The organism is Lutimonas halocynthiae (assembly GCF_030409835.1).
In the GTDB taxonomy this organism is placed as follows: Bacteria; Bacteroidota; Bacteroidia; order Flavobacteriales; family Flavobacteriaceae; genus Lutimonas; species Lutimonas halocynthiae.
Map to the genome: position 1 here is coordinate 235487 of NZ_JAUFQO010000004.1, position 17886 is coordinate 253372.

Consider the following 17886-nt stretch of genomic DNA (forward strand, 5'->3'; position numbering starts at 1 on the left):
GAGAAAAGTTATTTAAGAGAAGTGTTTTTAATCAATTGGGTATAAAAACGCACTGAATTTTCGAAGTCTGAAACGGCTATTCTCTCATTTAGACCATGAAGAGATTTAATGTTAGATTTGTCCATTCTAATAGGTAAAAACCTATAAATCTGATCTGATAAGGCTGTGAAATGTCTTGCATCAGTTGCTCCAACTACCATATATGGGCTCACCACAGCTTCAGGATAAATTTCAGCGATAGTCTGCTGCACCATTTTAAAACCAGCTGCATCAGTTGAGGAAACTTTTGATGGCTCAGTATTAAAATTACCTTCAGTTATGGCAATCCTTTCATCATCAAGAACCTGATTAATATGGTCTTTCACTTCGGCAATTGACGACCCGGTGATGATCCTAAAGTTTATGGTTGCAGTGGCCTTTAATGGAATGATATTATCTTTCATCCCACTATTGAAAATTGTAGGTGAAGTTGTGGTTCTTACCAAGGCATTCCCTGACGCCGAAGATTCATAAATGCTAATAATCATACTTTCAAAAACCGCCTTATTTGCAAAAGCCAATCTGTTGACAAAAGGCATTTCAGGCCCTAAATACTCTAAAAAACCTTCAACCGGTGGTGAGATCAAAGCAGGGAAAGGATTTGTTTTTAATTTGTGAATCGCTCCCGAGAGCACATCAATAGCAGTTTCTTTTCCAGGCATTGAAGAATGCCCACCTTCAATTTCAACTGATAATTCTAAAGAAACTGATCCCTTTTCGGCAATTCCAATTAATGCTACATCATTTTCAATGCCTGGCACCAAACCACTAGTCAAACTACCGCCTTCATCCATAATCAGTTCGGCTTGTATACCTTGTTCCGCTAGATGAGTTGCTATGGCCTTTGCTCCATAAACGCCACCTATTTCTTCATCATGACCAAAAGCAAGATAAATACTTCGCCGAGGCTTGAAACCATTCTTCAACATCGACTCTACGGCCTCAAGTATTCCAATTACCCCAATTTTGTCGTCAATAGCACCTCTTCCCCAAATTGTATCATTTACAATTTTACCGAGAAAGGGATCTTGTTTCCAAAAAGACCTGTTGGCATCAATAACAGGCACAACATCTAGATGTCCCATTAAAATAATGGGGTTCAAATTACTCTCAGAACCTTTCCAAAAATACAAATGACTGAATTCATTAATTATTTGATGATCTAATAATGAATCGCTAAGCGGATACGTTTTCTTCAAAAACGCATTAAACTTTGTAAATTGTAAAGAATCAAAATCAGCTATATTTTCGGGAGAAATGGTTTGTATTTGAAGTGCTTTAGAAAAATTAGTCACAACATCTGGCTCCAAGATTACTTTCTCAACAGCCGAAGCATTAATTTGTTTGGATTTTGCAGAAAAGGTGTTGAACAAAATATAGCCTAAAGCCAAAATGATAAACAAGACAATAAACAAAAATATTAATTTGGTAATTTTCATAAAACAAGGTTCTTTAAAAGGGCGATAAACGCTTGGGCAAACTTACATTTTTTCTACAGTTTCCTTTAATTTATCATTCATCATTTCAAAACTCCATCTTGTATTGACATCTAATTTTTTCCAGAACAAACGAACCAACATTCCCTTGAATTCTTCTCGCTGAATAAACTTTGTTTTTCCTTCACTCAGTTCGACCAGCTCAAAACAATGCTTGCCATCAAAAACCCCTTTCATCACTAATTTTCCAAGCCAACTAAATTCCACGTTTTCTTTAAAACTTAAACAAATGGGTTCAAAAGTCATTGGGCTGGAACCAAGGGTTTGTAATTTAACTTTAAATTTTGACCCTTCAAACACTTCTCCTTGTACAGAAGTGATAAAAGGGTTCCAGTCTGGATAGGCTTTAAAATCGGTTAGTACTTTCCATACTTTATCCGGAGATGCATTGATGAGTATTTCAGTTTTGATTTCTTTCATAATTCTGATTGTTTAAAGCCTAAAATGACCATTTGAATCTTATAAAAATTGCAGTGCCACTGCTAACTAATGGATTTCCGTCTTGATCTTCGACTTCATCCATATTATAATACTGTCCGATACCTGCCAATTCCATGGTGTCTGAAATAGAATAGGTCAGGGTTGGCCCAACGTACATAAAATTGCCTTCAGGACCATACATTCCTGCCAACATCACTCTAAATAAGGGGCTTACATCATAAGCTACACTCCCAAAAAATGCCAGTTTGGTAGGAAACAAATTCTTTGGACTTAGATCCTGAAATAAAATCTCTCCCAGTCCGCTTGAAAAGTTTTCTGCTCCAAAGCCGTTATACAAAGTTTCAAATTGTAAATTTAGTGAACTTTTAAAAGTATAATCATAGTGAATGGTTGCTGTGGCTTTTCCTCCATCATCGTCACTATCCATGGGATGAAAATAAGTCATTTCACCACTAAATCCTCCTCCGGCAATACTCCCTGAAAACCCTCCACCAAGAACGTAATCAGATTCAGTGTATACCCCTCCTAAAAACTGTATATCATATCCCTTGGTGTTAAACCTGTAAAGCAATACCGATGTGATTTCACTTTCTGAATTTAAGGATGTGGAAAGTTCCAGCTTACTCGATTGGCCTATATAGTATTGTAACCTGACGGCATCACTACCTGGCTTTTCTTCATAGTCAAAATCAAAATAGGAATAGGTATTGAAAAGATCATTTGGGTTCCACACAAAAGTCTGCCCCCAGTTTATTCTTTGTCGACCAACTGTGACCTGCAGATTACCAGTTGTATAATCTAACATGAATCGATCAAGTTGAGACAGACCTATCCAGGAAGTGTTTTCTGCCCACACCCAGGATAAGTCGAAATAACCATTATCTCTGGATACATAGTCTGCATAGCCTGGAATCAAACTGACATTATTGCCAATGATAATTCGATTTCTTAGTCCTCCTGTAAAAGTAAATTTATCACTGATATACCAATTGACATCAAATCGATTGTGGATCACATTCTCTAAGGCCATTTCACCATCGTCTCCCACCGTCTGCATAATTGCCATGCCCTTTACATATCCTTTGACCATCCATTTTTCTTGCGCTAAAGCAGTACAGCTTAGAAGGAGCATCATGAAAAAAAGTTGTTTTTTCAACATAATTTAACGCTTAAATAATCAGGATTTATGAAAATAAATCAGGGTTTTACAACATCTGAAATGACCTTGCCATCATCAAGACTCACCACCCTTCTTGCCTTATCCATTACCCTTTGGTCGTGAGTTGCAAAAATAAAAGTAATATGCTCATCTTTATTCAATTGTTCCATGATATCTAACAGCTGGTTTGTTGCCGTTGAATCGAGGTTTGCTGTGGGTTCATCTGCCAAAATAAATTTTGGTTTTGAGGCTAATGCTCTGGCCACCGCAACACGTTGCTGCTGACCTCCTGAAAGTTGGTTGGGTTTACTGTGTAATTTATCACCCAATCCTACAGATTCCAATAGTGAAATCGTTCTGGCATCCATTTTCTTTTTATCCCAGTTTTGCAACTGCATGATAAATTCTACATTTTCTTTGGCACTTAAAACCGGAATCAAATTATAGGCCTGAAAAACAAATCCTATGTTTCTTAATCTAAAATCGATCAGATTATTCGATGAAAGCTCTGACATCACACTTCCGTCAACAACTACATTTCCTGAACTAGGAACCTCCAGCCCTCCAATCATGTTCATCAAGGTTGTCTTTCCACAGCCTGAAGGGCCAACTATAGCAGCAAACTCGCCTTCCTCAAAACTGAGATCAATACCATTGACGGCATAAACCGGCACTTCGGTATCGTGATAGGTTTTCGTTAAATTGTTGATCTGAATGATGCTCATAATATTTAATTTCCTGATTAATTAAATGGACCTTATCGCCTCTGCCGGATGTAATTTTAATGCTTTTAACGCTGGATAAATTGATGCTATGATACCTGTAAAAATGACCAAAACTGTGATCTGAATATACCTGTATCCTTCCAACATAGGATAGGTGATTGCAGCATAACCCACACTTTCCATTCCTTCTGCATAAGAAGACAAATCTATTCCTGCCGTATTGAAATAATTGATCAACAACACACTCAAGATTTCTCCAAATACAGCGCCAACGAGTGCTAAAAAAAGTGTCTCCAGCATGATCATAAAAAACACCCTTCTTTTATTCATCCCAATGGCCATTAGCATCCCTAATTCTTTTGTTCGTTCTAAAACAACCATGAGCATGGTATTCACAATCCCAAATCCTAAGGCCCCCAGAATAATGATCATAAATAAGCCCATCATAGTGTCCATATAACCTGACATCAGGCTTAAGTATGGCGAAACCTCTGCCCAGTCTTCTACCTTTTCATCAGGAAATTTGTTTTGTATTTCAGCCGCCAGCAACTCGGCTTTTTCGAAATCATTTAACAAGAGTACAATTTCATGTGCTTCATCTTTAGGCAAAGCAAGAACCCTTCGTAGATCATCATTTTTTACAAAAACATGCATTTTATCCCATGGATTATTATCGGTTCTATATATACCTACCACTTTAAAAGCTGCTCCTGTAATCTCCCCGTTATAATCTTGAAAAGTAAGTACGATTTTTGACTTTAATCGCGCTTTAAGTTCATCCGCAAGGGCTCTGGAAATCACTATAGAATTTTTCTTTTTGGCCTCAAAAAAATCACCTGAAGCTGTGTCAATCTTTTTATAAATTTCAAAAACTTGCTTTTCTTGTATTGGATCTACTCCAATAATATTAACACCCATATTCTTATTAGCTGTTGCAGACATACCTGTTACAAGAATTCTCTCGGTTACGCCAACAACATCCTTTGTCTCTTGTAGATACTTTAATTTTTCTGCTGTGTTTTTTATGGTTTTTTTGACATCAGTGTTTTCATCATAAACAGGATTATGTAATTGGACATGTCCTATCTCATAAGCAAAAGTGTTCTTTACACGCTGTTGTGCCATCCCATTCATCCAGGCACTTGAAAACAAACCTCCAACCAGACCCGAGGCAATAGCGAAAATGACCACAGCACTTCTCATCTTGCTGCGCCATAAACTTCTCCAGGCTATCTTGATTAATACCATAATTATGTTCTTAAGCCTTTAACAACTTCTAAATTCAATATCTTAATGGTAGGATACGACATAGCGATCAAACTAAGAATACTTATTGCAATTCCCTGAAAAACAAAAATATTCGGCTCCATACTCATAGGCATGACGGGTTCAAAATTAAAATCCTGCATCACTTCAACCGCGTCTCCAGAAAATTCTATAGGGTTATAATAAAAATATAACATCACCGGAAGACTAATCATAATTCCAGCCGCCACGGCCATGGCCGTTAGAATAAATAATTCTACAATAACAACTTTGGCCAGTTGCGCTTTTTGCATTCCAATGGCAACCATGACTGAAAATTCTCGCATTCTTTCATTGGTCATCATGAGTACTGTTCCAAAAATGCCAAAAGCAATGACCATATATAAAATTGCTATCATGATTACGCCACCGGCATTATCAGTTTCAATCATTTGAATCAATTCTTTATTCATTAGCTCCCAACCTAAAACCTGGTATTGATCAGGATCTATTTTCTGTTTCACATATTTTTCGACTGCAGGAGTCTGGTCCATGTCTTTTAAATCAAAGACTAAAGCAGTATACCGGTCATAGGCTGAAAATAGTTCTTGTGCTTCTTTTACAGCCAAATAGACCGTACTTCTGTTCATTTCTGGAGTGGGAAGTTTTAAAATTCCTTTGATCGGATACAAACCCGCCGCTGTCGCGCCGTGATAACCCGACGAAAACAAAACCAAGGTATCGTTAACTCCAACTCCTAAAAAACTGGCTAATCCAGCTGCAATAAGTATGCTCTTATCGTTTTCATTAATGAATTCTCCTTCCTCTAAAAAAGACTTGACCTTCGTCATCTTGTCTTCTTTATCAGGATCGATACCCATTACCGCTACTCCCTTTGTGGATTCACCTGATGAAGCCAAAGCAAAAGATTCAAGCCTGGGGATAATTGCATATATACGCTCATCACTTGATAAATCATCAACTACAGCCTGATCAATTGCCATGGTATTATTGATGGTTTTATCATCCCAATAGTCTTTGTTTTGTACCTGAAGATATCCTGAATATGATTCAACAGCATTGGTCTTCATCTTGGCATATGACCCCTTTTGAAAGCCCCTCATAATAATGGCAAAGAACAAAGCGAACATGATCGAAGCAACAGTAATCATTGTCCTTCTCTTGTTTCTCCAGATATTCCTCCAGGCTATTTTAAGAATCGTATTCATTACAAATTAATTCGTTTACCTAATTCGCTTCATATTCTGCTGCGAAAAATAGGATGTTGGTAACTCAATATCAAACTGTACTTCCTTCAAGAAGATAACTGTCTTTTTCCCTTCTCCATCCGCCGGAACAATTTCTATTCTCGTTGGGATCAGCCTGCCATCCATTTTTTTAAATTCATAACCGAAATCGCTTTTGACCAAATCATCATCCTCATCATAATATTCTGATTTTATCTGAATGAATTCATCCTTGGTGATCCATTTATACACCTTGGCCCAGATAACTGCAGCTTCTTCTTTGGGGATCATCTGTATCTTATAACACAATAGTCCTTCTACTGTCTCTTCTTTATCGATACTATGATTGTAATCTCTTACGATTGAACTTTCCTTGAGGATATCATCATTTGTATAATCGGAGCCCATCCAACCCTGAGACATCATAGAGGCCGGAATTTTGATCATGCGACCAATGCTCGGCATCCAATTCCACATTTCAGTCTCCCTTTTCATAAAAACCTGCCCCTTATCTTTTGCAGGAGCGGTGATATAGGTCATTGAATAATCCAGTCCGTTTGACCAGCTTTTCATTGAGATGGTTCGGTTCCAGGTAGGCCTAATGATCTGCATTTCTAAGATAGAATGATTGGTTTTACCCCTTACCTTCTCATCGGCCATTTGAACAATTTCAATAGCGGAAAGTTCCTGTGAGTTAAGTACTTGAATATGTTGAACAAAAATAGAGAAGAGGGCTATTGTAAGTGAAAGCGATGTAAACTTCATAGATAACTTTCTTGAGATAATGAAGTATAAAAATAAAGATTTAATGAACTAATTCCTAGGGAAATCACTCTTTAAACCCTACGATAAAAATCTGAAGATTGACGGTTTCTCTTGCGAGGTGATCGCAACTGATCACCTCACCTCCGATCACCTCACTTCCGATCACCTCACTTCCGAACCCTTCGCGAGTGAAGCCTTCAGCTGCGAACCCTTCGGAAAAAAATATTAATATTGATGAAAAGCCTGAGAGATAAATTCTAAAACTTTCGGAAGAGATTCTCTCCAATAAGTCCAATTATGAGCTCCGTCTCTAACGCGATATTCATGTGGTATTTCTCTCTTTTTCATTTCAATATGCACCAAACTATTCCCTTCAAAAAGGAAATCATCATCACCACAATCAATATACCATCTCACCGATGAAACCTTATCCTTAGGCATGTTTTTAACCAATTCAACGGCATTGTATTGAGCAAAATAATTTTGTAATACTTCATCTGAATAGGTTGCTTTTGAGTTTGCCTCGATATTTCCTTTTAAATCTTCTATAGTTAAAGGCCCTACATAAGCGCTCAGGGGTGCCGCTGAAGAAAATAATTCAGGATGGTGCAAAGCATAAATAAATGAACCTCCTCCACCCATAGATAGGCCTGAAATTGCTCTGAATCTTTTTTCTTTCTTAATACGGTATTGCTTTTCTACATGAGGCATGAGCTCTTCAAAAAAGAAGTCTTCATAATTCCATTCTCCGTTAATATCATTATTATAACCTCTTTGGCCGGTATGAGCATCGGGCATAACAATGATCATGGGTGTTGCTTTTCCTGATTTAATTGCCTTATCAGTTATGCGAAGTACCTCTCCAAATTGAACCCAACCAGTTTGATCATCTCCTGATCCATGCAATAAATAAAGTACGGGATAGCTTCTTGACGAAGATTCATAATCAGGAGGTAAATAAATGGCAAACTTACGATCAGCGTTCAAAATTTCACTTTTCATAGTCAAGTCATCAAACACTTTTCCATGCTGACAATAACCGGAATACGCTGTAAAAAAAAACAATAGAAATGCGATACTATTCTTCATGACTTACTAAATTAAAACGATGTTTATCTATTTATCAGTATTACTAATAAACGCTACTTTTTTACTGTCAGGTGACCAACTCGGAACATTAATAGTTCCTTGGCCTCCATAAAGGTAACCTAATATTTTAGGCTCCCCGCCATCAACAGACATCATCCTCAGGTATACATGCTTGTAAAACGGGTGATCGCCTGAATCTACATCAGTTCCGAATGTTACAAATAATATCTTTTTTCCATCAGGAGAAATATGTGGAAACCAATCATTAAGTTCATCAAAAGTCAATTGTTCAACTTTGCTTCCATCTGGTAGCATCCTGAAAAGCTGCATCGTTCCGGTTCTGTTCGAATTGAAATAAATATATTTTCCGGCAGGGTCAAATTCAGGGCCATCATCTAAGCCTGGGGTATCAGTTAGTTGTGTTTCTTCTCCAGTAGCGATGTCAACACTATAAATATCATACTGTCCGTTTCGATTACCTGTAAATAATAACGTCTTGGCATCGGTTGACCATCCATGAAGGTAGGAAGCTCCTAATCCTGTCTTTGTAACGCGAACTGGCGCATCACTGCCTTCAACCGGAAGGGTATAAATAGCTGAATCACCATTATCATCATCGTCATGATGGCTAATTGCCATTTGCTTCCCATCGAATGAAAGTACATGGTCATTATTATTTCTATTGGCGAAACCAGTATTCAGCATCGTTGTCTTTTGACTTGCCAAATCATATCGATATAAATATCCATTTGAATTATAAATCAATGCCTTCCCATCAGTTGTCCAATTAGGCGCCTGAATTGAATGATCTGAAGAAAAAAGAACTTTTCTTTCAAGATTCTCCACATCTAAAACTTCCATTCTACTGCCAATATAATTTTCATATTGCTCTTTGGAATCATCAAAGGGTTTGATGATTCTCACATTGCTGAAAATAGCTTTCTCAACAACATCTGCATTGTGAGAACAAACATAAAGTCCTATAAATAATTCATTATTTAAATCAAGGTTTTCCACGGTAACCTTATGCAAAGGCTGCCCCATTTTAGCTGTCCCCATAATAAAAGAATTCCCCCGCCTTTCAAGTTGAATGATGTCAGGCAAACTATCAGTTGACACGGTTTCTTCAGTGTCTCCGCCTCTTTGTTTTCTATACTGAAGTGAGACCAAACCATCTCCATGCATCGAGGCATTGATGTGTTCAGAATCAGCATGGAAATTATTTCTTACCATCCAGCCTAACTTTCTATGCGGATCAACACCCTCGCCTACAAAGCTCACTTTGGCCCTTAGGATAAAATCTCCTTGTATACTCTTCCAAAGAAATTGAAATTGGTCATCACCAAACCACATATTGGCTCCAGAGCCTTCAATTAAATATTCCTGATCATCACTGTGATAAGATACATTACCCTCATGTTTAACAGCTCCAATGTCTTGATGATCATCAAAAACACCGATTGGGTTATTTTGGGCCAACATATTATATTGAAAGACCATAAAAAGCAGTAATAAAGAATAGATTTGACAGGTTTTTATTTTCATGATAAATATTTTGAAGTGAATGTATCAATTTACTTTTTTTAAGATAACTAAAAGTAGAAAAAAATATACAAACCTCTCAATATTAATGCTATTGAATTAAAACTGCTTCCTCAACAATTAATGGATATACATAACCTGCTCCAAATTCTCTATCAAGGGCAAGTATCCCTTTAAACACAACGGTATCCCCTACTTTTACCAATTCCTTGGTCGTGAAGGTAAGGTCAGATCTATCATCGCCCTTGGTTCCGTCAACCAGGTGTACCCAATTACGGTCCATAATATCCATATTGACTTTTACGACTTGACCTCTTATAGTCACAGTTTTTTCTTTGAATTTCTCCGCATTACTGTAGAGTTCTCCTATACTTTGTCCTCCAGCTACTGGTTTGATTTTTATACTATCTAACAAATGCTCCATCTTTTTTTGCTTCTTATCGATTAGTTCAGCTTTGAGGGTTTCTGCATCGATTGGCGTTTTACTGATTTGATCTACGAAAAAGATCTTGTCAAAAACTCTGTTCAATTCTTTACTTTCAAAATTGCTCATTTCCATCGCCTCAACAAAATAGATTTTCTCTCCAACTTTTGCATCATATTTTTGAACTGCCATCCAATACTCTTGTTGGCCTTCCTGCACTAATAAATAGGTGTACGCCCCTGTTTGCAGCACTTCATTTATAGTGACCTCACTTTGATTAATTGTTTTTTCTAACGGCGCATAGTCTTTCTTTTTATTGTCACATGACATCAAAATGGTTAGACAGAATACTACTATTGTAATTCTCATAATTTTAGATTTATTAAGTTATTCTTTTCAAGCGACAAAATACATAATTCTGCCTTGCCAAAGAGGGTGTAATATGTGTTGCTTCCATGTTTTTTTCAAGATGAAAGTCTTGGGTGAATATTTGAGTTATGGTTTTACTGTCATATTGCTTAATGGGCAAACCGCTGCATTTTTTTGGTCCGGTTTTTGAAAATGTTCCTAAAACCACGGTTCCTTTTTCAGCGAGAAACTGATTGAGTTTTGAAGCGTAAATTTGAATATCCGCATTGTCAATTAGAAAATGAAAACAAGCCCTATCATGCCATAGATCAAACTTTTCATCTGTATTAAAATCACGAATATCTGAACAGATCCAATTCACATTAGATCCTTTTGATCCCAACCTACTTTTAGCTCTTTCAATGGCACTTTTAGATAAATCCAGTACGGTGATATTTAAATATCCCAGTTCAAGAAGATGGTCAACCAATAAGCTATCTCCCCCGCCGATATCAATAATTTTTGCGTCTATTTTGATACCGGATGACTTGATCAAATCCAATGACATGGCAGGCACCTCTTGAAACCACCCTAGTTCTATCGTAGGTTTTTCTTGATAAATAGTATCCCAGTAATTTTTCTTGGTCAGGAATTCATTCATTTGAACCGGTTTTTTGATTATTATAAAACAACTATTGAACTTGAGGCAAGGCTACAACATGCGCATGTACTTCTAAGCCTTCCATGGTTATCTCAAGCCTTTTGTCATACATTTTTATACCCTTCACATCATTTAATTTCCCTTTTTTGGAAATAGACTTTACACCATAGAGCACACCATTTTCTCCAACAGCTTTAATATGAATAATATAACCTGTCTTCCTTACTCCCTTTACCTTCAGGTATTTACCGTTTTTATCAATAGCGACTAAATCATACGTTTTACCTTGTCCAACAATAGCTACGACAGGTTTGTATTCTTCTTCGCTCACCATTACTTTAACCGGGAAAATTTCTTTTCCAACAAAAGCTTTAACATCCATGATATAGCGTTGATCTGAATTCTCTATGGCTTTTATATCATACTGGTTATGCTGCTCATCTATTGCTTTTACATCCATAGTATAACCTTCAGGATGAAGTGCCTTAACATGCCATATAACATCTTGCGCTATGTTTTCTGTAGTATCTGTAATGGCATCCTGATTTTGAGATCTGGTTGAAAACGCAATTCCCAACAACATTAAAGTCAAATAAAAATACCGAGCTTTTTTCATGATATTTTTGTTAAAAGTTAAGACAAATGTAAGCATGAAAATTTCAGTTTACTATGACTTTGGTTAGTTTTTATAGTCGATTAAAACACTATTGAAGTAAGCTTCTTTCAAAAAAAAACTCCAACATAGTTGGAGTTTTATATTTAAATATTTAGTTAGATTCTAATTAATAATGTGATGTGAAACCAAATAATCGAAGTCACCAGAATGGTCTTTCTCGTCATATCTTTTTCTCAATTCTTTGATTTCGGTATTCTTCTCACCGTTCTCAATATAATTCTTATAAGCCAACAAGCTATCTTTATTCGCTCTGTCTAGCTTCTTTTTTAAAAGCCCATTTGCCAAAGCATTGTTAAATTTAAAGTAGGTTTTACTAAACAACACCGTTCTGCCATGATGGTCTAATCTCACACCATAGGTTACCTGCATTTTTTTAATGGGGAAATTTTCGGATTCATAGACATCATAAGTATAATAAATACCTTCGATGATCTTAATAATTTTTTCCTTATTAATGATGTTATTGATCCCATCAGGAATCTGAATCTCTCTTTCAGCGCCTAACATCGCTTCTTCTGCAGTGCCATTCAATACAATAGATTCATCAATGGTTGAATGAAAAGTACTCACATTTCCGTAGGCAACTAAGGCTTTCCAAACTTCTTGAGGCGTATTGTTAACAATTACTTTATTTTCGAAAAATTTCATTTTTTCACCTTCAATGACCTGCTGAGCTGACAACTGTGTCACTAGCAGTAATATCAACCAGAGAGGTAAATAGGTTTTCATTTTTTTTAATGTTTTCATCGTTTCATATTTAGGGGGTATCATGAAACAAATTTCTTGTTTTATTCACTAGACACTTTTGATAATTAGGTCAATTCCTTGACCGATTGGTTCATTCTATATTCTGATGGGGAAATCCCGTATTTATTTTTAAAACTTCTTGAAAAATGGGCCAAATCATTAAAACCAGAGTCATATGCGATTTTACTCACATTCTTCGAAGAGCCAAGCAACAAACCTGCAGCTTTTTCTAATTTTTTCTTTTTCAAATAACTTGCCGTACTTTCTTTATATATCTCTTTAAACTTTCTCTTAAAACTCGACAAGCTATGATTACTTAAAAGTGCAAGATCTGTTACACTAATGTCATCATATAAATGTGCATCGACTACTTCACGAATAGAATAGGTCTGCGGGGAGAACAATTGAGATAAGATTCTCTTGACATCGGGTGCATTCTTTGTATGCATTAGCAACATAAAAAGTTCCTTGATCTTTAATACCAATAACTCTTCAGTAGCAAGAGATGGGTTTTCGAAATAAAACAAAATACTGTCAATATACTTTATAAGCAGTGTATTGCCTTTGATCAATGGCAGTTCAGTTGTAACTTTTTCATTCTCTTCAACTTTTAAAAACGAAGGAATCTCATTTTGATAAATTTGTTTTAAAACTTCGGGTAGTAAATGAATCACCATAGTGTGATAATTCGAATCCTGTTCGGTCACATGTATTTTTCCCAGATAGTTACCGCATTTTAACAAAACGGCTTCCTGAGAATTCAATTTTACCATTTCAGTAGATGATAGTACAGAACCAGAGCCTTCAATTACAAAAATGAAGCAGGCTTCATTCTCCATCGGATTCGGCAATCTTAAAGGTGGCCTTACAACCGCTTTTTCAAACAAGTGCTTGCCAAATAATTCAAGGGATTTGTGTTCTAGGATCATGTAATAAGATGGTTTACTTAGTCTCTATACTAAAAAGACGTAATAATCCAGCTTTGGTTACAGTCTGAAGTCCTAAAATTATTAAAATTAACAATTATTTAATCTTTGACCCTATTCGAATAATTCCTCGTTTTCGTTATTATTCGCATTGAAATGACCTGTCAATTTTGATACATATCAATAAATTTCTGATCCAGTTCCGGAGAGTCTTTATAATGAATTCTTAATTCATCCAGTTTTACATGAAGATCAGCTACAACATCAGCATAAGCAGGATCTGTATAAACATTGTTCATTTCCTGAGGATCCTTAAGCCTGTCATATAATTCCCATTCATCCACATCATAGTAAAAATGTACCAACTTAAATTCTTTGGTTACGATGGCATAATGTCTTTTGACCATATGAACCGAAGGATATTCATAATAATGATAATAAACCGCCTCTCGAGACCATGAAGCAGTATCTCCTTTCATAAGTGGCACCAAACTTTCTCCTTGCATGTCTTGCGGTGCAGTAATGCCGGCAGCGTCTAAAAAAGTTTGTGCAAAATCAAGATTTTGAACCATTTCATCATTCGTTGTGCCTGGTTTTATTTCATTGGGCCATCTGATTAACAAGGGTGTTTTAAAGGATTCATCATAGACAAATCGCTTGTCAAACCATCCGTGTTCTCCCAAATAAAAGCCTTGATCTGAGGTATACACCACAATGGTATTTTCAGCAAGGCCGCTTTCGTCAAGATAATCAAGTACCCTGCCTACATTATCATCTACAGATGAAATTGTTCCGAGGTAATCCTGCATATAGCGCTGGTATTTCCATCGCATTTTTTCTTTGGCGTTCATCAATGGCCAATGATTTTTAAAATCTTCATTAATACTGTCAAGGACAACATCATATTTCGCCTTTTGTGCTGCATTAGCTCGATCATAAGGCCCATAAAAACCATTATTATATTCAACTACCTGGGGCACTACCCCATTCATCGAAGCTATAGTCTCTGGTCTGACCTTACTATCATGATTGTACATCATATGATTGTAAAGATTCATTTCTGCTGTTTTTGCAGCGGTTCCCCGATTCTTATAATCATCAAATAAAGACTCAGGTTCAGGAAAAGTTTTTTTACTGAATTCTGCAAACTTATCAGGACTTGGCCACCATGGTCTGTGAGGCGCTTTATGAAGGTACATCATCATAAAAGGTTTTTCCTTGTCTCTTTTTTCTTTGAGCCAACCCAAGGTTAAATCTGTGATGATGTCTGTCACATAACCCGTAATAGTTGTATCGCCTCGTGGGGTTATAAAATCCGGATTGATATAATGTCCTTGGCCCGGAAGAATCATATATTCATCCACCCCCTTCGGGCTGTTTCCAAAATGTAATTTTCCGAACATAGCAGTTTGATACCCGGCTTGTTGAAACAATTGAGGAAAGGTTACCTGTGTGGTATCAAAAGGCATTTTATTATCAATTTTTCCGTTGAGATGGGTATGCTTCCCTGTCAGGATTGTTGCTCTGGCAGGAGCACAAATAGAATTGGACACACAGGCATTACTAAAAAGCAACCCTTCATCTGCGATTCTATCAATATTTGGCGTCTCAATCAATTTGTCGCTATAAGCGCTGATAGCCTGATAGGCATGATCATCAGACATGATGAATAAAATATTTGGTCTTTTCGCCACTTCCTTCTGTTTTTCAGAACAGGAATTCAATAATAGTATGGCCAACAGGAATGTGATTGTACCCCTCATAAGGATCGAATTAAATTAATTTTCAGGTTGAAGAAGTGATGCATTTGTAAAGGCAACATGATCTGATTGAATCAAAGATATAGAAATCTAATTGTCACATAATAAAAAAGCATCTTTAGTTTTAACATAATTTTAAAGTTTGCCGTTTAAACCTATTTCTATTGTTCATGTCTTATAAGTATAGAAAATTATAAAATCATGAAAAAATTATTATTAGTATTCCTATTGGCTACAACAGTAATCGCTGTGGGTCAAAATGAAAAAAGAAAAATGAAATTTGATACAGATTTCACTCCTGAGCAACAAGCTATTCTTAAAACAAAAAAAATGGCACTCGCTCTTGACCTCAACGAATCACAGCAAAGTCAGATTCTTACTTTAAATAAAACATGGATTCAGGAGAAAATGACTACTAGGGAGGCGCATAAATCACTTAACAAAGAGGAAATGACCTCTGATCAAAAGTTTGATTTGATGAATAAAGCCCTGGATACCAAAATAGCACATCAGGCGGAAATTAAAAAGATCTTGAATAAGGAACAATATGAGACATGGAAGGAATCATCCAGAAGAATGAATTATAGATCAAAAAATAAAGGGACCCAAGGGCAAAAGAAAGGCCAAAAGGGTTAAAAAAATTGAGTTTAGATTAGTAGATTAATTTTGAGTTGAATGAGAACCGCCCTTTTAGGGTGGTTTTCTATTTGGTAACTAACAACTTCATACCTATGCTCAGCTCGTTTGAATCCAAGCCATTGATCCGCTTCAGATCATCCACAGATAAATTATTACTTCTGGCAATTGAATAAAGGGTATCACCTTTAACAACGGTAATAAATACATCGTCATCCGTAATGTCATTATCCGCAATAGAACGATCATCGACATTCTCATTCTTAGCTATGCTACGGTCATCGTCTTTATATTCATACTGCTCATCCTTTAGGGATCTTTTATACCCCTTTTCATCCAAAACCAAATCATCGTATTTATACAATTCAAAAGTCTCTATAAACGAAATTAATTTCTTTGGGTACTTTCGGTCTGTAGCGTATCCAGCTTTCTTTAAACCTTTCGCCCACGCCTTATAATCATCTGGTTTTAAGTCAAATAAAAACTCATACCTCCCCCTACCTGTCAAAAATTTGGAGTGATCATTAAAAGAGCCCTCCGGTGTTGGGTATTTTCTAAAACATTCTCCCTTCTTGTCGTCATCATGATAAACCTTTTTACCTTTCCAACCTGAATGACATTTAATACCGAAATGATTATTCGACTTCTTTGCCAAGGTACTCAGTCCATTTCCAGATTCCAAGATACCCTGCGCTAGCGTAATACTAGCAGGAATCTTGTACTTCTCCATTTTATCAATAGCAATATTCTTATAGGTACCTATATAAGTAATCGTAAAATCATTCACCTTTCCTTTATGCTCTTTCTTATACGAATCAAATATCTGATCACTTTTAGCATACAAATACGATTCTCTCGTATTAATTTCTTTCTTTTTGGATTTGCCAGATGTTGCCTGTTTGCTGCCACATGACACCAAAAACAACAAAACAACGATAAGAATTGGGAGTTTACTCAAATGCTTCATACGTCTAATAATGGTAATTTCTTTTTTAATAATCGTTGATTCATTCCTTCAACTCCTTGAAGACCTCCGGTATGAACCATCAATATGGAACTATTTCTATTAAAAAAATCCTTTTGGACAAGGTCCATGATACCGAACATCATTTTTCCGGTATAGACAGGATCTAAGGGTATGGCAGTTTGTTGATAAAAATCGTTGATAAAACTAATCAAATTTTTGTTGATTTTAGCATATCCTCCAAAATGATATGCATGGATCAATTTCCATTGCTTACCTGGCATTGTTTTTTCTTTGATAATGGCTTCTAAAAATTCTCCCTTTAAGCTAGGAAACCCCAATACAGTTTGCTGATCGCTTGCCTTGTTGATTATACCCGAAATAGTCCCTCCGGTACCAACTGCGACACAAATAAAGTCAAACTTTTTATCATTATCTGTCAATATTTCTTCGCATCCCTTAATAGCTAAATCATTGGTTCCGCCTTCTGGTATCCAATAAAATTCACCCAATTCAGACTGGAGTGCCTTTTTAAAATCAGGATTGTCCTTTTCTCTATATGCTTCTCTAGAAACAAACTTGAACTTCATACCGTTTTCATGCGCAAAACGCAGTGTAGGATTTTGAGCCAGGGTCTTTTCCAAGTCATCTCCTAATTCATCTCCTCGGATAATGCCAAGGGTTTCAAAACCATATTTTTTACCGGCATATGATAAGGCACTGATATGATTTGAATAGGCACCGCCGAAGGAGACAAGGTTTTTCAGACCCTGTTTTTTGGCCTCCTCGAGATTGTACTTCAGTTTTCTGTACTTGTTACCAGATATATAGGGATGTATCTCATCTTCTCTCTTTATAACCAGCGTTACACCCTTTTCATCAAGAAGTTTATTATTAATGATTTGATTTCTACTACTTTCCATTTAATCAAAATTATAGATTGATCTCCTATATTTCACTATTTTAGCCAAGTGAGAAAAAGAAAGAATAGATATG

The 17886-nt window shown here is 36.3% G+C and carries 18 protein-coding genes; 1 reads left to right on the plus strand and 17 read right to left on the minus strand.

The window, feature by feature from the left end; genetic code table 11:
* Positions 1-8 precede the first annotated feature (8 nt).
* The 15 genes from QWY87_RS06835 to QWY87_RS06905 form a co-directional block, all read right to left on the minus strand.
* A complete protein-coding gene (locus QWY87_RS06835; RefSeq protein ID WP_290289738.1) occupies positions 9-1478 on the minus strand; it encodes a M20 family peptidase in 1470 nt (489 codons plus the stop codon).
* A 42-nt stretch (positions 1479-1520) separates the two neighbouring features.
* The gene (locus QWY87_RS06840) at positions 1521-1955 is read right to left on the minus strand and encodes an SRPBCC domain-containing protein (protein ID WP_290289740.1); all 435 of its coding nucleotides are present in this window, start codon (positions 1953-1955) and stop codon (positions 1521-1523) included.
* A gap of 19 nt (positions 1956-1974) precedes the next feature.
* Positions 1975-3135 carry a hypothetical protein gene (locus tag QWY87_RS06845; RefSeq protein ID WP_290289742.1) on the minus strand — a complete coding sequence of 387 codons (1161 nt, stop codon included), beginning with the start codon at positions 3133-3135 and terminating at the stop codon, positions 1975-1977.
* Between the two features lie 38 nt (positions 3136-3173).
* On the minus strand, positions 3174-3860 hold the full coding sequence (locus QWY87_RS06850; protein WP_290289744.1) for an ABC transporter ATP-binding protein: 687 nt from the start codon (positions 3858-3860) through the stop codon (positions 3174-3176).
* A 21-nt stretch (positions 3861-3881) separates the two neighbouring features.
* A complete protein-coding gene (locus QWY87_RS06855; RefSeq protein WP_290289746.1) occupies positions 3882-5108 on the minus strand; it encodes an ABC transporter permease in 1227 nt (408 codons plus the stop codon).
* Between the two features lie 2 nt (positions 5109-5110).
* Positions 5111-6334 carry an ABC transporter permease gene (locus tag QWY87_RS06860; RefSeq protein WP_290289748.1) on the minus strand — a complete coding sequence of 408 codons (1224 nt, stop codon included), beginning with the start codon at positions 6332-6334 and terminating at the stop codon, positions 5111-5113.
* Between the two features lie 15 nt (positions 6335-6349).
* A complete protein-coding gene (locus QWY87_RS06865) occupies positions 6350-7117 on the minus strand; it encodes an outer membrane lipoprotein-sorting protein (RefSeq protein WP_290289750.1) in 768 nt (255 codons plus the stop codon).
* 225 nt (positions 7118-7342) lie between these two features.
* Positions 7343-8206: an alpha/beta hydrolase gene (locus QWY87_RS06870; protein WP_290289752.1), complete on the minus strand. Its 864-nt coding sequence runs from the start codon at positions 8204-8206 to the stop codon at positions 7343-7345.
* Positions 8207-8233: 27 nt separating this feature from the next.
* Positions 8234-9751 carry a TolB family protein gene (locus QWY87_RS06875; RefSeq protein ID WP_290289754.1) on the minus strand — a complete coding sequence of 506 codons (1518 nt, stop codon included), beginning with the start codon at positions 9749-9751 and terminating at the stop codon, positions 8234-8236.
* Between the two features lie 88 nt (positions 9752-9839).
* Positions 9840-10541: a GW dipeptide domain-containing protein gene (locus QWY87_RS06880; RefSeq protein ID WP_290289756.1), complete on the minus strand. Its 702-nt coding sequence runs from the start codon at positions 10539-10541 to the stop codon at positions 9840-9842.
* Between the two features lie 13 nt (positions 10542-10554).
* A complete protein-coding gene (locus QWY87_RS06885) occupies positions 10555-11181 on the minus strand; it encodes a class I SAM-dependent methyltransferase (protein WP_290289758.1) in 627 nt (208 codons plus the stop codon).
* A 31-nt stretch (positions 11182-11212) separates the two neighbouring features.
* Positions 11213-11797, minus strand: a complete 585-nt coding sequence (locus tag QWY87_RS06890) for a DUF7486 family protein (protein ID WP_290289760.1) — start codon at positions 11795-11797, stop codon at positions 11213-11215.
* 162 nt (positions 11798-11959) lie between these two features.
* On the minus strand, positions 11960-12604 hold the full coding sequence (locus QWY87_RS06895) for a hypothetical protein (protein ID WP_290289762.1): 645 nt from the start codon (positions 12602-12604) through the stop codon (positions 11960-11962).
* A 65-nt stretch (positions 12605-12669) separates the two neighbouring features.
* On the minus strand, positions 12670-13533 hold the full coding sequence (locus tag QWY87_RS06900) for a helix-turn-helix transcriptional regulator (RefSeq protein WP_290289764.1): 864 nt from the start codon (positions 13531-13533) through the stop codon (positions 12670-12672).
* A 161-nt stretch (positions 13534-13694) separates the two neighbouring features.
* On the minus strand, positions 13695-15293 hold the full coding sequence (locus QWY87_RS06905; protein ID WP_290289766.1) for a sulfatase family protein: 1599 nt from the start codon (positions 15291-15293) through the stop codon (positions 13695-13697).
* A gap of 198 nt (positions 15294-15491) precedes the next feature.
* Here QWY87_RS06905 and QWY87_RS06910 point away from each other — a divergent pair, with 198 nt between their 5' ends.
* A complete protein-coding gene (locus QWY87_RS06910) occupies positions 15492-15926 on the plus strand; it encodes a DUF4890 domain-containing protein (RefSeq protein WP_290289767.1) in 435 nt (144 codons plus the stop codon).
* Positions 15927-15993: 67 nt separating this feature from the next.
* Here QWY87_RS06910 and QWY87_RS06915 read toward each other — a convergent pair whose 3' ends face one another.
* Together QWY87_RS06915 and QWY87_RS06920 are read right to left on the minus strand one after the other, a co-directional pair.
* Positions 15994-16893: a glucosaminidase domain-containing protein gene (locus QWY87_RS06915; RefSeq protein WP_290289768.1), complete on the minus strand. Its 900-nt coding sequence runs from the start codon at positions 16891-16893 to the stop codon at positions 15994-15996.
* On the minus strand, positions 16890-17813 hold the full coding sequence (locus QWY87_RS06920) for a 1-aminocyclopropane-1-carboxylate deaminase/D-cysteine desulfhydrase (protein WP_290289769.1): 924 nt from the start codon (positions 17811-17813) through the stop codon (positions 16890-16892). Before QWY87_RS06920 ends, QWY87_RS06915 begins: the two co-directional genes overlap by 4 nt.
* Positions 17814-17886 lie beyond the last annotated feature (73 nt).

What these genes read in the sequence shown, in the direction of transcription:
- QWY87_RS06865 (WP_290289750.1), bottom strand. Translation starts at nt 7,117, where the DNA reads ATGAAGTTTACATCGCTTTCACTTACAATAGCCCTCTTCTCTATTTTT.
- QWY87_RS06920 (WP_290289769.1), bottom strand. Translation starts at nt 17,813, where the DNA reads ATGGAAAGTAGTAGAAATCAAATCATTAATAATAAACTTCTTGATGAA.
- QWY87_RS06890 (WP_290289760.1), bottom strand. Translation starts at nt 11,797, where the DNA reads ATGAAAAAAGCTCGGTATTTTTATTTGACTTTAATGTTGTTGGGAATT.
- QWY87_RS06855 (WP_290289746.1), bottom strand. Translation starts at nt 5,108, where the DNA reads ATGGTATTAATCAAGATAGCCTGGAGAAGTTTATGGCGCAGCAAGATG.
- QWY87_RS06845 (WP_290289742.1), bottom strand. Translation starts at nt 3,135, where the DNA reads ATGTTGAAAAAACAACTTTTTTTCATGATGCTCCTTCTAAGCTGTACT.
- QWY87_RS06915 (WP_290289768.1), bottom strand. Translation starts at nt 16,893, where the DNA reads ATGAAGCATTTGAGTAAACTCCCAATTCTTATCGTTGTTTTGTTGTTT.
- QWY87_RS06870 (WP_290289752.1), bottom strand. Translation starts at nt 8,206, where the DNA reads ATGAAGAATAGTATCGCATTTCTATTGTTTTTTTTTACAGCGTATTCC.
- QWY87_RS06900 (WP_290289764.1), bottom strand. Translation starts at nt 13,533, where the DNA reads ATGATCCTAGAACACAAATCCCTTGAATTATTTGGCAAGCACTTGTTT.
- QWY87_RS06850 (WP_290289744.1), bottom strand. Translation starts at nt 3,860, where the DNA reads ATGAGCATCATTCAGATCAACAATTTAACGAAAACCTATCACGATACC.
- QWY87_RS06885 (WP_290289758.1), bottom strand. Translation starts at nt 11,181, where the DNA reads ATGAATGAATTCCTGACCAAGAAAAATTACTGGGATACTATTTATCAA.
- QWY87_RS06840 (WP_290289740.1), bottom strand. Translation starts at nt 1,955, where the DNA reads ATGAAAGAAATCAAAACTGAAATACTCATCAATGCATCTCCGGATAAA.
- QWY87_RS06835 (WP_290289738.1), bottom strand. Translation starts at nt 1,478, where the DNA reads ATGAAAATTACCAAATTAATATTTTTGTTTATTGTCTTGTTTATCATT.
- QWY87_RS06880 (WP_290289756.1), bottom strand. Translation starts at nt 10,541, where the DNA reads ATGAGAATTACAATAGTAGTATTCTGTCTAACCATTTTGATGTCATGT.
- QWY87_RS06895 (WP_290289762.1), bottom strand. Translation starts at nt 12,604, where the DNA reads ATGAAAACATTAAAAAAAATGAAAACCTATTTACCTCTCTGGTTGATA.
- QWY87_RS06910 (WP_290289767.1), top strand. Translation starts at nt 15,492, where the DNA reads ATGAAAAAATTATTATTAGTATTCCTATTGGCTACAACAGTAATCGCT.
- QWY87_RS06905 (WP_290289766.1), bottom strand. Translation starts at nt 15,293, where the DNA reads ATGAGGGGTACAATCACATTCCTGTTGGCCATACTATTATTGAATTCC.
- QWY87_RS06860 (WP_290289748.1), bottom strand. Translation starts at nt 6,334, where the DNA reads ATGAATACGATTCTTAAAATAGCCTGGAGGAATATCTGGAGAAACAAG.
- QWY87_RS06875 (WP_290289754.1), bottom strand. Translation starts at nt 9,751, where the DNA reads ATGAAAATAAAAACCTGTCAAATCTATTCTTTATTACTGCTTTTTATG.